General features: G+C 61.2%; 17 protein-coding genes. 6 read left to right on the top strand and 11 right to left on the bottom strand.

Going from position 1 to position 15,441, the window contains the following annotated elements:
* The first annotated feature begins 100 nt into the window (after window positions 1-100).
* Together FHT87_RS18840 and FHT87_RS18835 are read left to right on the top strand one after the other, a co-directional pair.
* A complete protein-coding gene (locus FHT87_RS18840; protein WP_183804105.1) occupies window positions 101-721 on the top strand; it encodes a C39 family peptidase in 621 nt (206 codons plus the stop codon).
* A 39-nt stretch (window positions 722-760) separates the two neighbouring features.
* Window positions 761-1,828 (top strand): D-alanine--D-alanine ligase family protein, encoded by a 1,068-nt coding sequence (locus tag FHT87_RS18835; protein WP_183804102.1) that lies wholly within the window; start codon window positions 761-763, stop codon window positions 1,826-1,828.
* A gap of 55 nt (window positions 1,829-1,883) precedes the next feature.
* Here FHT87_RS18835 and FHT87_RS18830 read toward each other — a convergent pair whose 3' ends face one another.
* The 3 genes from FHT87_RS18830 to FHT87_RS18820 all read right to left on the bottom strand — a co-directional run bounded on the left by FHT87_RS18830 (window position 1,884) and on the right by FHT87_RS18820 (window position 2,802).
* A complete protein-coding gene (locus tag FHT87_RS18830) occupies window positions 1,884-2,177 on the bottom strand; it encodes a hypothetical protein (RefSeq protein WP_183735972.1) in 294 nt (97 codons plus the stop codon).
* A gap of 101 nt (window positions 2,178-2,278) precedes the next feature.
* The gene (locus tag FHT87_RS18825; protein ID WP_246698237.1) at window positions 2,279-2,479 is read right to left on the bottom strand and encodes a transcriptional regulator; all 201 of its coding nucleotides are present in this window, start codon (window positions 2,477-2,479) and stop codon (window positions 2,279-2,281) included.
* A gap of 113 nt (window positions 2,480-2,592) precedes the next feature.
* Window positions 2,593-2,802 (bottom strand): hypothetical protein, encoded by a 210-nt coding sequence (locus tag FHT87_RS18820; protein ID WP_183804098.1) that lies wholly within the window; start codon window positions 2,800-2,802, stop codon window positions 2,593-2,595.
* 176 nt (window positions 2,803-2,978) lie between these two features.
* On the opposite strand from FHT87_RS18820, the gene FHT87_RS18815 reads away from it, so the two are divergent.
* Window positions 2,979-3,362 carry a VOC family protein gene (locus FHT87_RS18815; protein WP_183804095.1) on the top strand — a complete coding sequence of 128 codons (384 nt, stop codon included), beginning with the start codon at window positions 2,979-2,981 and terminating at the stop codon, window positions 3,360-3,362.
* 15 nt (window positions 3,363-3,377) lie between these two features.
* Here FHT87_RS18815 and FHT87_RS18810 read toward each other — a convergent pair whose 3' ends face one another.
* From FHT87_RS18810 to FHT87_RS18785, 6 genes are all read right to left on the bottom strand, one after another.
* The gene (locus tag FHT87_RS18810) at window positions 3,378-5,195 is read right to left on the bottom strand and encodes a methyl-accepting chemotaxis protein (protein WP_183804092.1); all 1,818 of its coding nucleotides are present in this window, start codon (window positions 5,193-5,195) and stop codon (window positions 3,378-3,380) included.
* Between the two features lie 270 nt (window positions 5,196-5,465).
* Window positions 5,466-6,695 (bottom strand): MFS transporter, encoded by a 1,230-nt coding sequence (locus tag FHT87_RS18805; RefSeq protein WP_183804090.1) that lies wholly within the window; start codon window positions 6,693-6,695, stop codon window positions 5,466-5,468.
* Window positions 6,696-6,744: 49 nt separating this feature from the next.
* Window positions 6,745-7,800 carry an NAD(P)-dependent alcohol dehydrogenase gene (locus tag FHT87_RS18800; protein ID WP_183735923.1) on the bottom strand — a complete coding sequence of 352 codons (1,056 nt, stop codon included), beginning with the start codon at window positions 7,798-7,800 and terminating at the stop codon, window positions 6,745-6,747.
* A 98-nt stretch (window positions 7,801-7,898) separates the two neighbouring features.
* Complete coding sequence (locus FHT87_RS18795; RefSeq protein ID WP_183805031.1) at window positions 7,899-8,624, bottom strand: alpha/beta hydrolase; 726 nt, start codon at window positions 8,622-8,624, stop codon at window positions 7,899-7,901.
* A 51-nt stretch (window positions 8,625-8,675) separates the two neighbouring features.
* Complete coding sequence (locus FHT87_RS18790) at window positions 8,676-8,972, bottom strand: antibiotic biosynthesis monooxygenase (RefSeq protein ID WP_183804088.1); 297 nt, start codon at window positions 8,970-8,972, stop codon at window positions 8,676-8,678.
* A gap of 93 nt (window positions 8,973-9,065) precedes the next feature.
* Window positions 9,066-9,740: a type 1 glutamine amidotransferase domain-containing protein gene (locus FHT87_RS18785; RefSeq protein WP_183805029.1), complete on the bottom strand. Its 675-nt coding sequence runs from the start codon at window positions 9,738-9,740 to the stop codon at window positions 9,066-9,068.
* 584 nt (window positions 9,741-10,324) lie between these two features.
* On the opposite strand from FHT87_RS18785, the gene FHT87_RS18780 reads away from it, so the two are divergent.
* Window positions 10,325-13,186: a winged helix-turn-helix domain-containing protein gene (locus FHT87_RS18780; RefSeq protein ID WP_183804086.1), complete on the top strand. Its 2,862-nt coding sequence runs from the start codon at window positions 10,325-10,327 to the stop codon at window positions 13,184-13,186.
* A 65-nt stretch (window positions 13,187-13,251) separates the two neighbouring features.
* Here FHT87_RS18780 and FHT87_RS18775 read toward each other — a convergent pair whose 3' ends face one another.
* Window positions 13,252-13,596: a helix-turn-helix domain-containing protein gene (locus FHT87_RS18775; RefSeq protein ID WP_183735919.1), complete on the bottom strand. Its 345-nt coding sequence runs from the start codon at window positions 13,594-13,596 to the stop codon at window positions 13,252-13,254.
* Window positions 13,597-13,704: 108 nt separating this feature from the next.
* Here FHT87_RS18775 and FHT87_RS18770 point away from each other — a divergent pair, with 108 nt between their 5' ends.
* Entirely contained in the window at window positions 13,705-14,451 is a 747-nt protein-coding gene (locus FHT87_RS18770) for a glucose 1-dehydrogenase (RefSeq protein ID WP_183735918.1), read from the top strand.
* 86 nt (window positions 14,452-14,537) lie between these two features.
* Here FHT87_RS18770 and FHT87_RS18765 read toward each other — a convergent pair whose 3' ends face one another.
* Window positions 14,538-15,086 carry a GNAT family N-acetyltransferase gene (locus FHT87_RS18765; protein WP_246698236.1) on the bottom strand — a complete coding sequence of 183 codons (549 nt, stop codon included), beginning with the start codon at window positions 15,084-15,086 and terminating at the stop codon, window positions 14,538-14,540.
* 101 nt (window positions 15,087-15,187) lie between these two features.
* On the opposite strand from FHT87_RS18765, the gene FHT87_RS18760 reads away from it, so the two are divergent.
* On the top strand, window positions 15,188-15,441 hold a 254-nt coding region (locus tag FHT87_RS18760; protein WP_183804053.1), incomplete at its 3' end, for an NUDIX hydrolase.

The following is a 15,441-nucleotide window of genomic DNA, read 5'->3' as shown; positions in this document are numbered from 1 at the left end:
CACGCACGATGAGCAAAGTGGACCTTCAAAGTCTTGTCAGAATGCATTTAGATTGAGCCACTTTCAAGCGGGATTCGCATCGCAATGCCCAGGAGACGACATGAATCAAGCAAAGCTCGACGTGCCCTATTTCAGCCAGTGGGAGTCACCTGAAATGACCCTGCCCGTGCTGGCCGAAGGTGCGAGCGCCCTGCACCGCGATGTCAACTGGAAAAATTCCGGCGCCGAGACGATCGAGGAATATGCGCGCTGGGCGGTCAATGTCTGCGGCATGGCCTGTCTGAAGATGATCCTGGCCGCCCGCGGCGAGGCGCATCCGATCCTGTCGCTCGCAAGAGCCTGCACCACCTATGGCGGCTATGTCGTCAATGAGGCCGATGCCTCGATCAAGGGGCTGATCTATGCGCCCTTCGTCACCTTCGTGCGCGAGCGCTTCGGGCTTTCGGCGGATGTGAGGACACAGATGCCGGTGGAAACAATTCCTGAAATCCTCTCCTCCCATCGCTTCTTCATCGCCTCGGTCAGCAGCGCGATCCGCTGGCCGGAGCGCGAACCGCCAGGCAAAGGCGGCCATCTGGTGCTGGTGACGGCGGCCGATGAAGGCAGCGTGCGCTTCCACAACCCGTCCGGCCACGAGCGCGCCACCCAGGCCGATGTCACCCTGCCGCTCGCCACCTTCGACCGCTTCTTCGCCAACAGAGGCATTGCGGTCGGCCTTTAGAGGCTTTGTTTCCGCGCAATTCTTTTCAAGGAGATTTTCATGAGCCCTTCCCAATCCAGGCTGCGCATCGCCGTGCTTTTCGGCGGCCGTTCCAGCGAACACGACGTCTCCGTGATGTCGGCCACCAATGTCATGCGTGCGCTCGATCCCGAACGATATGACGCCCTGCCCGTCTTCGTGAGCAAGGACGGCCACTGGCTGCAGAGCCGCTTCATCGATGGCGAACTCGACAAGCCCTCCTCCGGCACCGAACTCTGCCTCGTGCCCGGCGGCCATGGCCGAATGCTGGCGATCGGCCCCGATGGCAAGGCCACTGAGGCCGGCAGGATCGACATCCTCTTCCCGGTCCTGCATGGCCTGCATGGGGAGGACGGTGCCGTTCAGGGGCTCTGCCAGGTGGCGCGCGTGCCGCTTGCCGGCTGCGGCATCCTCGGCTCGGCAACGGCGCTCGACAAGGATATCGCCAAGCAGCTCCTGAAAGCCGCCGGCCTGCCGGTGGCCCGTTCGGTGACGCTCGATCAGGCCACGCCCCCGGCATTGGAAACGCTGGAAGGCGCGCTCGGCCTGCCGCTCTTCATCAAGCCGGCCCGCCAGGGCTCTTCCGTTGGCGTGCGAAAAGTCTCCGGCAGCCAGGAATTCGCCCCCGCCCTGACAGAAGCCTTCAGCCATGATCGCAAGCTCATCGCCGAGGAATTCATTGCCGGGCGCGAGATCGAATGCAGCGTGCTCGAAGACACGAAGGGCGGCCTCTTCGTCTCCCGCCCCGGCGAGATCGCGCCCGCCGAAAGCCACGGCTTCTACAGCTACACCGCCAAATATCTCGACGAGAACGGCGCCGCCCTGAAGGTGCCGGCCGAGCTTCCCGCCGATGTCGAAACCAAAATCCGCGACATGGCCGCCCGCGCCTTCCGCGCACTCGGCTGCGACGGCATGGCCCGCGTCGATTTCTTCCTGATGGAGGACATGCGCTTCGTCGTCAACGAGGTGAACACCATTCCTGGCTTCACCGATATCAGCATGTATTCCAAGGCGATGGCCGCCAGCGGTGTGGCCTATGCCGAGGTCATCGACCGGCTGGTGGAGCATGGGTTGGCGCGAGGGGCTTGATCTCCGACCGTAAGAAAAGGCCCCTCCCCAACCCCTCCCCACAGGTGGGAGGGGCTTAAACTGCCGCAACAAATGCCTTGGTGAACAAGTAGACTGCGACCGGCATCATAAAAATCGAAATGACAACCGCCCACGCCCGCCTGTAAAGGACGAATTTGCTCTTTAATTCTGATGGGATGGCTTGACTACGCAGATCAATTTCCGGGAGGCCCTTCCCGATTTTGGTCACCAAATTGGGTCCGTATTTATTCACCTCATTTGCCAAGCGTTCGAAAGCGATGAGCATGCCGACGTGGAAAATCCCCGCCCCTATGAGACTTCCGATCGCGAAAACTCCAAGGAAATGCATCCCGTCTCCTCCACATCTCACTTTTCCATAAAACTTGAAAACCTGAACGAGAATTATTTCTGCGTTAGCTGGACGAAACCTCGCCGCCATCGCCGACTTGATCACCTCAACCGGGGGCTCGCAGCCGGGATCCGATAGTGCCTGGTCTCATACTGTAAGATCAGAAGGACGAGCGCGTCGAAATGCGCAGCGTCATCGGACCCTTCGCCGGGTTCGTTCTCGAAATACGGCCGGACTTCCTTCAACGCCGCATTGTATTCGTCCTCACCCTGAAGCGTTCGAAGAGCTTTCAAATCCAACATATCGATCTCCCCTCACCTCAGAGTTCTTTCACGTCGATCGCATCGTATTCAGCGCGCGTCCCGCCAACGTCGAAATTAACCTTGTTGCCGGCGATGATATCTGCTCGCCCACCCTATTTCCACGCAGGCTCGTTTTTCTTCTCGTAATCGCCGAATGCCTTCTTCAGCCCGCCCAGCACTTCGGCTGCGGTCTCGAACATGGCCTTCAGCTGTGGCTCGTCGACATCAACGATATCTTCCCGCAGATGGTCCATCATCTCCTGAAGGCGCACCTGCATTTTCTGCGTATGGTGACGCGGATCTCGATCGGCTGCATTGACCATCGGTATTCTCCCTTGGTTCGCGTTTCGAGGAACCGCCGATCCGTCTGGCGGCTGCGGGCCAAACTCTTGCCCTCCGGTCGCGGTTCCCGATCTTTCCCACACGGCTACAAGATCTCGACCCGAACGCCATATATCCGATGCTGCACGCCCCTACCTTATCCGAAGGAGGAATTGATATGGCCACTGTCAGCGTTCGTTATATCGTCGACGATGTCGATGCGGCGATTGCCTTCTATACGCAATCGCTCGGCTTTACGCTCACCATGCATCCGGCGCCGAGCTTCGCCATGCTCACCCGAGGCGATCTTCGCCTGCTCGTAAACGCAACGACGGGACCAGGCGGCGCGTCCCAGCCCATGCCGGATGGACGCCGGCCCGAACCCGGCGGATGGAACCGCATCCAGCTGGAGGTCGACAATATCGAAGACGAGGTCGCACGCCTGCGCAGATCAGGCACACGGTTTCGCAACGAGATCGTCGCCGGAATGGGCGGCAAGCAGGTCCTCGTCGAAGACCCCGCCGGCAACGCCATCGAATTGTTCGAGCCGCCCAAAAAGTAGCTGGAGCAATTCGGCTCAGGCGGCGCGAGTTGCCGCAACAACGGGCCGTGCAGCGGCGATCCGGAAGCGCGAAACGATCTCTTCCAGCGCCAGGACCTGCTCGTTGAGCCCCTTGCAGGCCGAATTGGTTTGCGCCGCCATGGCGGAGTTGCGCTGGGTCACTTCGTCCATCGCATGAACCGAGCTGTTGATGTCGCCGATCGCCGAGGACTGCACGTTCAAGGACGTGACCACGGCATCGATCAGTCGGCCAACATGCTGGACCCTGGTCTCGATGTGGGAGAGCGCTTCGCCCGTGCGGTTGACGAGCGCCACGCCCGAGCCGACCTGGTCCGAAGATGTCGAGACCAGAACCTTGATCTCCTTGGCGGCATTGGCGGAGCGGGAGGCAAGTTCGCGCACTTCCTGTGCCACGACGGCAAAACCCTTGCCGGCTTCGCCCGCGCGGGCCGCCTCGACGCCGGCATTCAGCGCCAGAAGGTTGGTCTGGAAGGCGATGTCGTCGATGACGTTGATGATCGAGCCGATCTGGTCGGACGAACTCTCGATCCGCTGCATTGCCGCGATTGCCTCGCGCATCAACTCGGCGCATTGCAGCGCGGCCTTGCTGGTCTCATCAGTCATCCGGCTTGCCTCGGCCGATTGCGACGAGGAACTGCCGACGGCAGAGGTGATTTCGGTGAGTGCGGCCGATGTCTCTTCGATGGTCGCGGCCTGCTGCTCGGTCCGCTTCGACAGCGCCTCCATGGCGCCGGCGATATCATGCGACGAATGGCGCAGCGTGCTGGTCGCGCCGGAGACGGCGTCGATCGAGCTGGACAGCGTATCGACACTGGAATTGAAGGCGGCGCGGAGCTCTTCGTAGGCGGATGAGAACCTGGTATCGATGCGGAAGCCGAGATTGCCGCGCGACAGTTCCTCGAGCGCCCGGGTGAGCGACTGGATCACCTCGTCACGCGCGGCTTCCTCGGAAGCGCGCTCCAGGGCCAGCTGGCGTTCGCGGGTCACTTCGGCTTCCTTGGCCCCCGCCTCGCGCAGGTGCGCTTCGCGGCGCTCGAGCGAATTGTTGCGGAAGACGACGACGGCCTGCGCCATCTGGCCGATCTCGTCGCTGCGCTCGGCAAAGGGCACGTCCTGCGAGAAATCGCCATTGGCAAGGCCGCTCATATAACGCTTCATGCCATCGATCGGCAGGATGGCGCGGCGGCGGAAGAAATAGAGGCCGGCAAGCAGCAGCAGGAAGGATGCGAGCGAAGCCGCTGCGGCGGCCGAGGTCCAGGTCATGATCTCATCGGCAGCATTCTTCTCCTGCCCCTTGAGATAGGTATCGGAATTGACCACCAGCTTTTCGACCGCATCCTGATGTTCGTGGAAGGCGGTTCTCAGCTTGACCATCGGTTCGGCCGCAGCACCGCCTTTCCCGGTCTTGAGTGCCGGGATGACATCCTCTTCCATCACCTTCCAGAAGTTGTCGCCCTTGGCCAGCACTTGCCTGTTGAGCTCGTCCTTGAGCGGCTGCGGCAGGCGGGTCGTCTGCCAATAGGCGCGTCGATCCTCATAGGCTGCCTTCAGCGTCGCGATCTTGGCGAGGTTGGCATCAACAAGGTCGGGAAAATCGTTGGCCTCATGCGACAGCATGTAGGATTCGACCACGAAGAGCGGCGGCGGCAGGATATCGGCGATCAGGTCCTTGCCATAGACGATCTGCTCGTAGATCGGCCCGTTGACCTTGAGCCGTTCGAGTGCGGCCTGCTGCAGCCCGAAGGAAGCGAACATGCCGACGGAAACGGCAATGCCCACGATGGCGAGATTTCTGGCAATGGTGAGCTTCATGATCGATCCCCAAGATGCGGCAAACCGCCGTTTACGCGCTCGATCCACCTCCTGAGCGAGCACGTTCTCGGAACTTAATATTGCATGGTAAATAAACAGTATCGAATGCGCCTTTATCTTTGATAGAGACACGGCCGGAAATATTATTTGTCAATTCCGGCGCAGATATCGCTAAAGGACCGGCTTTCTTTCTTCATCGGCGGGAGATCATACTTGATATCATCGCCACGCTTCGATCTCCATCGACACCCTAAACGGTACGCTATCGCCTCAGGCAGCAGCGAGTTGAGGCGCGCGCGGCAGCGTGATTGCAAAGACGACCAGGCCAAGAAGCGTCAAGAGGAACCCGGCCCAGACCGCCGAGAGAAGGCCGAATCCGGCCGCGATCGCCGCTCCGCCGGCCCAGGCGCCGATGGCGTTGGCAACGTTGAGGGCCGCCAGATTCATGGCGCCCATCAAAGTTGGTGCTTCCGGCGCAAAGCTCGTCAATCTTACTTGGATCGTAGGGATAGCAATCATCATCGTCGTGCCGACACCGAAGAGGCCGATCATCAGCAGCGCGACATTTCCCCCTGATGATGCGAGGACCGCCAGTACGATGAGCGCACTGCCGAAGCCAACGACGAGCCCCCACGAAGGGTGGCTGTCGGCGATCCGTCCGCCGATAAGGTTCCCTGCCGTCATGCCGATACCGAAGAGGGCCAGCGCCACCGGGATCCATGCCCTGTCGATGACAGCGACATCGGTCACGAACGGTCCGATGAACGTGTAGACGGCGAAGATACTCGCCACGCCCAAGGCGGCGACCAGCATCATGATCCAGACGGAGCCTCGGCGGAGCGAACTCAGTTCCTGTGCGATCGGCCCGCCGTCCAGCGCCTCGGTTCGCGGCACCCATGCCCAAAGGGCCAGAAGCGCCAGCACACCCGCGCCGGCAACGGCGAAATAGGTGTTCCGCCAGCCGAGGTTCTGGCCGAGAAAGGTAGCGAGCGGCGAGCCTATGATGGTCGCAACCGTCAATCCCGTCATGACGAGGGCAAAGGCCTTGCCGCCATGTCCAGGCCCCACGATATAGGAGGCGACGACGGCGCCGGCACCGAAATAAGCGCCTTGGGGCATACCGCTGATGAAGCGGGCGAGCGCGAACATGCCGAGATTGGCGGCAAGCGCGGAGAGCATATTGCCGACGATGAAAAGGCCGAGCAAAACCAGAAGCAGGCTCTTCCGGTTAAATCGCGCGGCAGCGAGCGTGACGAGAGGGGCACCGATCACGACCCCGAACGCATAGGCCGTGATCGCATTTGTTGCCACCGGTATGCTGATATCGAGGCTTTCGGCAAAGAGCTGCAGAACGCCCATGCTGGCGAATTCGGACGTCCCGATGCAGAAGCTTCCAAGCGCCAGTGCAAACAGCGTCAAACCGCGACGCCGGTGTTGCGCCGCATCTGTGCAATGGGTTGCCACTGCCTTGCATTGCGGTTCGAAGGCCTTTTGGAACATGTTCAAACTCCTGTGCATTGCTCGGCGGCTGCATTGGGCCTTGACGGCATCAGAACTTCACGACCGCCCGCCCGACGACTTTATTGTCCCGCTGGAGATCGAGATATTCGTTGATCTCATCGAAACTGATTGTCTTGATAGTGTGTTGGATTTTGCCTGCGGCGGCGAGCGCCATCACCTCGCTGAGGTCGGCGTTATTACCCCAGAAAGACCCATGAAATGTCTGCTCGCCGGAGACTCGCGGGAACAACGGAATGTCGATGCGATCGGCGATGAAGCCGACATCCGCATAGTGGCCACTGATCGCCAACAAGGCGAACCCCAGTTGCATCATCTCCCGCGCGCCGGCGCAATCGATGATCGCATCGAGCTTGTCCTGCCCGGTGGCCTTCTTGAGCTCCTTGCCGATATCGCCAGCGGACTTGCCCTTGATATCGATGATGTGGTCGGCGCCATAGCTCTTTGCGATGGCCAGCTTGTCCGGATTGCGGGCGAATGCAACGACGGCCGCACCAGCGCCAAGCAGCTTGGCATATTGGACCGCATAGGCACCGAGCCCGCCGATGCCTAACACGCCGATCACCCGATCAGGTCCGAGGCCACCGGCATCGCGGATCTTCTTGATGCCGCGATAGGGCGTCAATCCGGCATCGGTCAGCGGAGCAAGCTCTTCAAATTTCAAATGCTTCGCGACCTTGATAACGTAGCGTGCCGGAACGGGAATATATTCCGCAAAGCCACCATAGGTGCCGAAGCCGGGCCAACGCACATTGGCGCAGATATGCGTGTTGCCGACCTGGCAATGGCGACATACGCCATCGCCCCATCCGGGCGCGACCACGACGTGATCACCCTCTTCCAGCCCCGCGGCCTTCGATACGACGTCGCCAATCTTCTCGATCGTGCCGGTGATTTCATGGCCCGGGATAACCGGCGGGGGAATATCGCCGTAGTTCTGGAAAAATCCGTCGACCAAAAGAACGTCGGAGCGGCACATCCCGCATGCCGCAACCTTGACCAGAACTTCGTCCGCGTTGATATCGGGAACCGCTATGTCTTCCAGGACGAGCGGCTTGTGATATTGGAGTATGCGCGCGGCTCTCATGCGTTTCTCCTCTCCTCGATAACCTTGGCTTCGTCGACGGCTGCCTGCTCAATCCTCCGGCACTCTTCGCAAGGGCGTTAAGACGGTATGGGCGTGCCTTAGTTCGTCGGCGCGGCCGCGCTGGTGATAAAGTCCGCCACCTCCTGCGGATGCGAAAGCATCACGGCGTGGCTGGAGGCGATTTCAACGACCTTGGCGCCGGCACGCGCTGCCATGGAACGCTGCTGGCTGGGCGGGATCATGTGGTCGTTCTTTGTCACCATGAAGTAGGTGGGCTTTTCCTTCCACGCCGGCGTGGTGATTTTTGTCTGCACAGCGCCGAGCCCCCAGGGAACCTGAGACTCGGCCATGAACTTCGTCTTGGCGGGATCGACGTCGGCTGCAAAGGATGTCGGGAACTTCGCAAAGTCTACCAACAGAAATCCGTCGCTTGGCGGAAGCAGCGGCGCCTTGTCTTCGCCCGGCGTCGGCGCCGTGCCGATGTCGTAGACCGACTCGCCGGCTTGAAGCGCGTATGCAGCGAGATAAACCAGGCTCTTGACCTTTGGCAGGCTGCCGGCCTCGGTAATGACGGCCCCGCCATAGGAATGGCCGACAAGGACCACCGGCTTGCTGGCCCGGGCGATGACCTGCCTGGTGGCATCGACGTCACCCTGCAGGGTAATCGTGGGATTCTGGACGGCCAGTACCTCGTAGCCCTCGGCGGAAAGGATGTCGTGGACCTGCTGCCAGCCCGAGGCATCGACGAACGCGCCGTGCACCAGCACGATGGACACAGGCTTGTCGGCTGCGTGGCCGACGACGGCGGAAGCGGTTGTGATCATGACGGTGAGCAATCCTGTTATCGCGTTTTTCATCGCATTTTCTCCCCTGGGTTAATCGACCTCGACCGGGTCGAGAGTGATCGGTGTCCGGTCGGCGAGATCGCCGATCTTGGCGGCATAGTCCTTGAAGTGCGCAGCATCGCGATGCGCAGCGACGGCCGCTTTGTCGGCATAAAGCTCATCGAGCACGAAGCGGTCAGGATTGGCCTTGTCTCGCCAGATATCCCACCGCAGATTTCCGGGCTCGGCCCGGCTTCGGATTCGCATTGCCGAAAGAAACGCTCCGAGTTCGGATGCCTTGCCAGGGCGCGCGGTCAGGATACCCACGATCTTCATGCGAGTGGACATGGTTCATTCCTATCTGAGACGCGAGCCGCGCAATGTCGGCTCCTGCCGGCAAGAGGGCCGGTCGCGGCGACATGCCCCGCGGTGCCGAGAGACTTACGCCCGCTCCTTCAGAGCGGCGAGCAGCCGTTGTGCGAGCGGTCCCGCCGAAGCGGGATTCTGGCCGGTGATGAGGCGGCCATCGACGACAACGTGAGGTTCCCAGTTGGACGCAGACGAGTACTCGGCGCCTTCCGCCCTCAATGCGTCCTCGAGTTCATAGGGCACGTCATCTCGTGCATAGTCATATTCCTCCTTTTTCGAGAAGGATGTGAGCTTCTTGCCGCGCACGAACGGCGTGCCGTCACCGAGGTCCACGCCGAGCAATGAGCACGGACCGTGACAAACAGCACTCACGAGCTTGCCCGTTGTCCAGGCGCGCACGACAGCCCTCTGGACGTCCGCGTTGCGCTGGATATCCACCATCGGCCCGAGGCCGCCGGGGATCAGGATGGCGTCGTAATCCGCGGCGTCCACCTCGGCTAACTTGCGGCTGTGATTGAGGCGACGAAAGGCCTTGCTCTCGAGAAATCCCTTCTGAGCAGGGTCCTTCTCGTCATACGCGTCATACGGCGTCCATCCCCCGGCGGGTGAGGCAAACTCGATTGCGATCCCGGCCTTGTCGAGCACATCGTAGGGATGAGCGACCTCGGCGAAAAAGAAGCCGGTCTTGCGACTGTGCGGGCCGATCACGGATGCGTTGGTGACGATGAACAAGACGTGTTTTGTCATGGCTTTCCCCGATTGAATGACGATGCTGCCGGAGATTCCGGCTAAGGGCGGATTCCGGCCAAGGGTGCCCGCAATCCCCATCGCAGTTCCCATAAAGGCGACCTCGCGCGTTCGAGGTCACTCGCTTACGTGCGGTCTTTGGGCAGCGACGAGTGACATGGCCGGGGGCATCCGGTCTCGATCCGCCAACTCGTCACCGCCTGGCAATGCAGGACACTTGGTCCGTGCCCCCTGATCGCGTTTTAATACTATATTGACAGCCGGCGGGAGCTTGGCATCTTAGACTGCGCCAAAGACATCTGTGCCGTCGGATTGTATCACTGACATGCTGAATAGTTGGCCGCCTGGGCGACCGCAGTGTTCTACCGTGCAATCAGGGCCACGCCCTTTACGCAAGACTATCAATGCTCGGGGGCACCGGATTTATGCTTACGCAGCCAATCTACATGTGTATGCCATCTGCCGCTCGTTAATTTTGGTAAAATTTGGTTATGAGCTCCGCCGCTCCGACCCACGCCAGCTTCGACGATGCGGACGGCGAGACTTTTCTCTGATCTCGTGGCCTTCATCGAAGGAAAAAGATTGTGACGAGCGACCTTGACGAGCGGCCTTCCCGATCCTTCTCCTTTGGGCCTTTCGTGCTCATTCCAGACCGCCAGCTGCTCTTGCAAGGCGATGCCCCGGTTCGGATAGGAGGCCGCGCGCTTGACATCCTGACGGTCATGGTTGAGCGCCCGGGCGAACTCGTGAACAAGAGCGAGTTGATGGCGCGCGTCTGGCCGAACGTTGTCGTCGATGATGGCAACCTCAAGGTCAACATGGCTGCCTTGAGACGAGCCCTCGGCGATGGCATTGGGGCCGCGCAATACATAGCCACCGTTACGGGCCGGGGCTACCGGTTCATCGCGCCAGTCGCAGTCAATGGATTGTCTGGCTTCGCGCCATCCTCGACGGCCGCGGCAATACGGAGACACAATTTGCCGATCGCCACCACGAGAGTCTTCGGGCGGGCTGATGCGATCGAAGGCGTCAGGCGCGATTTGCACGCATCCCGGCTGGTTTCGGTCGTCGGTGCCGGCGGCATTGGAAAAACGACGGTTGCGCTGGCCGTCGCCGAGCAGAAGATCGGGTCGTTCGGAGACGGCGTTTGGCTGATCGATCTGGCGCCGTTGAAGGATCCCTCGCTTGTGCCCTTTGCCATTGCGAGTGCAATCGGTCTGGCAACGCACTCAGCGGATATGCTGGCTGCCTTAGGCAGCTATCTCCGCGATTGCGAGATGCTCCTCCTGTTCGATAGTTGCGAACATATCATCGAAGCGGCGGCCTTCTGTGCGGATCGGATACTGGCCGAAGCGCCACGCATCAGGATTCTCGCCACCAGCCGGGAGCCGCTCCGCGTGAGAGGCGAACGCGTCCGCAGGCTGTCGGGGCTGGACGCGCCGCCCGCGTCGTCCGACTTGAAAGCAGCCGAAGCGCTCACGTATCCCGCCATTCAGCTCTTCGTGGATCGCGCGACCGACAGGCTCGAGTCGTTCGAACTGAGCGACGCCAATGCAGTGACGGTCGCGGAGATTTGCCGGCGGCTCGATGGTCTTGCATTGGCGATCGAACTTGCGGCGACGCGCGTGGATTCCTTCGGCACGGACGGACTGCTCGCGCATCTGGACGATCGATTTCGGCTGCTGAGCGGGCATCGCGCCGGACCCGAGCGCCATCGCACACTGGCGGCAGTGATCGACTGGAGCTATGATCTTCTCTCGCAGGGCGAATGCGCGGTCATGCGCCGACTGTCGGTCCTTGCCGGTTCGTTCGATCTCGATTCGGCCTGCGCCGTTGCCGGTGAGGATGTCGAACGGGTGCGGGTGATCGATGACGTGGCCAACCTCGTCGCAAAGTCTCTGCTTTCCGTGGATGTCGTTGCCGACAAGCTTGTCTATCGCCTGCTGGATACGACGCGCGCCTACTGTCTCGAACGACTGCAATCGAGCGGCGAGGAGGAGATCGTCCGCCGCCGGCATGCGGAGCATATTTGTGCGGTTCTGGAGCGCGCAGCGAGCGAGTGGGCCATCCGCCCTGCCCCGGATTGGGCACGCGCCTATGGAGGCACGCTCGACGACCTGCGCTCGGCGCTGGACTGGACCGGAGGGGCTGCCGCGGATAGATCGCTGCACATCCGGCTCTCTGTCGCGGGATGCCTGCTCTGGAACCACTTCTCTCTTACCGAAGAATGCCGCATTCGCGTAGCGCGGGCGCTTGAGGAACTGGATGCAGCCGGACTTGTCGGAACGGCGGCCGAGATGCAGCTTCAGGTGTCGTTCGCAGGCGCCACGATGTTCATGCGCGGCGCCATACCCGAGGCAATGGACGCCATGCGACGGGCGCTGGAAATTGCCGTTCGGATCGGCGATGTCGACCATCAACTCCGTTGCCTGCGGATGATCGGAACATATCAACTGTTCGGCGGCGAACACGATGCCGGCATCGCAACGCTTGAAACCTTCGTTTCAGTCGCCGCCGCGGCGGACCCTTCCGCATTGCCGGCCGGCGAGACGCATCTGGCCGTAGCCGACCTGTTCATAGGCAGGTTTGAAGGCGCCCGGCAACGCATCGAACGCTTTTACGGAAACTATTTGAAGGACTCCAACGACCCGCGGTTCGCGCGTTTCCTGTATGACAGAAATGTCGACGTCGGGAACATCCTGTCGCACATACAGTGGCTTACGGGTTTCGCCGACACGGCCGTGCAGACGACGGAAGTGACGATCGCGCTCGCGCGAAAGACCGGGCATGAGCTTTCTCTGAGCAATGCGCTCGCATGGGCGAGCCTTACCTTCCTCATGAGCAGACGTTTCCAGGACTGCGGCCGTATTGCCGCGATGCTCGACGAGCAGATCGTACGGCATGGCATCGTCATCTGGCGACCGGTCGCCATCTTCTGTCGCGGTGTCGTGGTATGCGCTCAGGGCGACACGTCGGCCGAAGGACTGGGTCTGCTCGAGCAAGCTGTCGGGGAGTTCCGCGCCATCCGGCATCTGGCACGGTTCCCTTTTTATCTCGGCGGCTTTGCGGACGCATTGGCCAAGTGCGGCCGCCTGGTGGAGGCCGCCGCCACCATCCAGGAAGCGCTCGATTGCGCCCATGCGCAGAACGAGCAGTGGTGCGTTCCCGAGCTTCTGCGCATCCGGGCCTCGATTCTAATGGCCGAGGTCCGGCCTGATGAGGCGGAGACGCTTCTCATCGAGTCGATCGCGCTGGCCCAGGAAATCGGCGCCTTGTCGTGGCGATTGCGATCGGCCTGCGATCTCGCAAGGCTCCGGCATGTCTCGTCGCGGGCGCATGATGCACGCAAGATGCTGCAGCCCGTCTATGATGACTTCACGGAAGGGTTCGAAACGCACGATCTTGTCGTCGCGGCCGACCTGCTCGCCTCATTCGCACACCTTTAGACATGGCGGGCGGTCTGGTGCCTGAGACTTTCTCAGGCGCGCACGTCATACCTTGACCGTCTGGCTCACCCTGCGTTCGTCTCCTCCGGCCGCCGCCCGTAAGCGCTGAGGATGGCCGCGATAAGACCGGGGAAGCGCTGATCCACTTCCTGGCAGCGCGAATGGTTGCGCATCTCCACGCCATGACGCTCGCCCCGGATGAGGCCGGCCTCACGCAGCACTTTCATATGCTGCGACAGCGATGATTTGGGGATGACACGCCCGCCCAGATTGGCAAGCGCAGTGCACGTGCCGCTGGAGCCGACGCCCGCGATCTGTGCGAAGATCGCCACGCGCTCGGGATCGGAGAGCGCATAGAGGATCGCTTCCGGCTTCAAGTCCTCGATGGCTGGGTGAAAGAGCGGTCTCATGATTTTTTATATAGGGCCACTTGATATCATGATCAACAGTTCCGAATTTCTGAACTACGGAACGAAAGCCGTCACTCCCGGCGGCACTCCGGGTCGAAAGGAACTGATATGTCTAAGCTTGCTGGAAAAGTCGCCGTCGTGACAGGAGCCTCCAAGGGGATCGGCGCTGCGATTGCCAGGGCGCTCGCCGCAGAGGGTGCAAAAGTGGTGGTGAACTACGCCTCGAGCAAGGCGGGTGCAGACGCCGTCGTCGAGACGATCACGGCCGCCGGCGGCAAGGCCATCGCGGTACAGGGCGATGTTTCGAAGGCCGAGCAGGCACAGGGATTGATCGACGCTGCGATCAAGGAATTCGGCCGTCTCGACGTGCTGGTCAACAATTCCGGCGTTTACGAATTCGGGGCGATCGACGAGATTACCGAGGAACACTATCACCGCCAGTTCAACGTGAACGTACTCGGCCTCCTGCTGACCACCCAGGCCGCCGTCAAACACATTGGCGAGGGCGGCAGCATCATCAACATTTCCTCCGTGGTGACCAGCATGGCTCCGCCAGCCACCGCCGTCTATGCCGGGACCAAGGGAGCGGTGGACGCCATCAACAGCGTGCTTGCCAATGAACTCGGCCCGCGCAAGATCCGCGTCAACGCCATCCTGCCCGGCATTATCGAGACCGAAGGCACGCATAGCATAGGCGTCATCGGCTCCGATTTGGAGCACACCACCGTGGCCCAGACCCCGCTCGGGCGCATCGGCCAGCCCGACGATATCGCCAGGATCGCGGTCTTCCTCGCCTCCGACGACGCCGGCTGGCTGACCGGCGAGCGACTGACCGCCGCCGGCGGCTTTCGCTGATCGTCAATTGATGGTGTGCGTGCTCTTTCAGGGGGCACGCACCCTGCCCCGGCTTGCCGTGGCAGGCGATGGCTTGCGACGCAGGATCAGTCCGCAAACTCTTCCCAGACTTCGGCATAGGCCCTGAAGCCGATGCGCTCGTAGGTGGCTTTGGCTTTCGGGTGATCCCAGGTGTCGGTGCGGAGCCACACGCGGTCAGGCAGATAAGCCCATATAGCCCGCAGCGACCAATCCAGAAGATAAGGCCCGAGACGACGGCCCTGGACCTCGGGAATGAGGCCAAAGTGCTTCAGCTCCACCTCCCTTTCGCCGACGCCCGTAAACTCGCACAGCCCGACGGATCGTCCGTCATGCCGCAGAATGTAGAGAGCGGTGGAACTGCTGCGCAGGAACGCCAACAGGCCTTCCCTTGTCATCCGCAGACGCTCGTTCCATTGCAGCGGCATCCCGACGGATCGATAAAGCTGAAGATAGCCCTCCGCATCGGGACGCTCCCTGGCGATGCCGGCGGCCGCGACGGGAGATGACAACGCAACGCCGGACGGGGGCACAAGCTGTTCCATATAGGTGACGAGAAGACGGACCATCGATGCGGGGGGCTCGGCAAAAGCCGATCGATAGCAGAGACGGTTCATGAAATCGACGTCTCACACGGCTGCAGCATTTCCGCTACTCAAAAAAAACGGACATACGCTATTGTCCGGGATCCAAGAGATCGAAAACAGGGGAATCTTGCATGGACGACGGCTGGAAGGTGCTCGAAACCAGGACGATCCTTCAGGATCGGTGGCTGAATTTACGTGCCGACGACTGCCTGACGCCGGACGGAGTGACGATTTCGCCCTATTACGTGATGTCCTATCCCGATTGGGTCAATATCGTTGCGATCACCCCGGACGATCGCCTTCTGCTCGTTCGCCAATATCGGCATGCGGCGGGCAGGTTCTTCCTGGAAATACCGGGAGGCGGCCTCGACGAGCGGGACGTCGA

This window comes from Rhizobium sp. BK316, assembly GCF_014193695.1.
In the GTDB taxonomy this organism is placed as follows: Bacteria; Pseudomonadota; Alphaproteobacteria; order Rhizobiales; family Rhizobiaceae; genus Rhizobium.
Note: the sequence above shows the minus strand (reverse complement) of the source record. Positions and strands in the feature narration are given on the sequence as shown.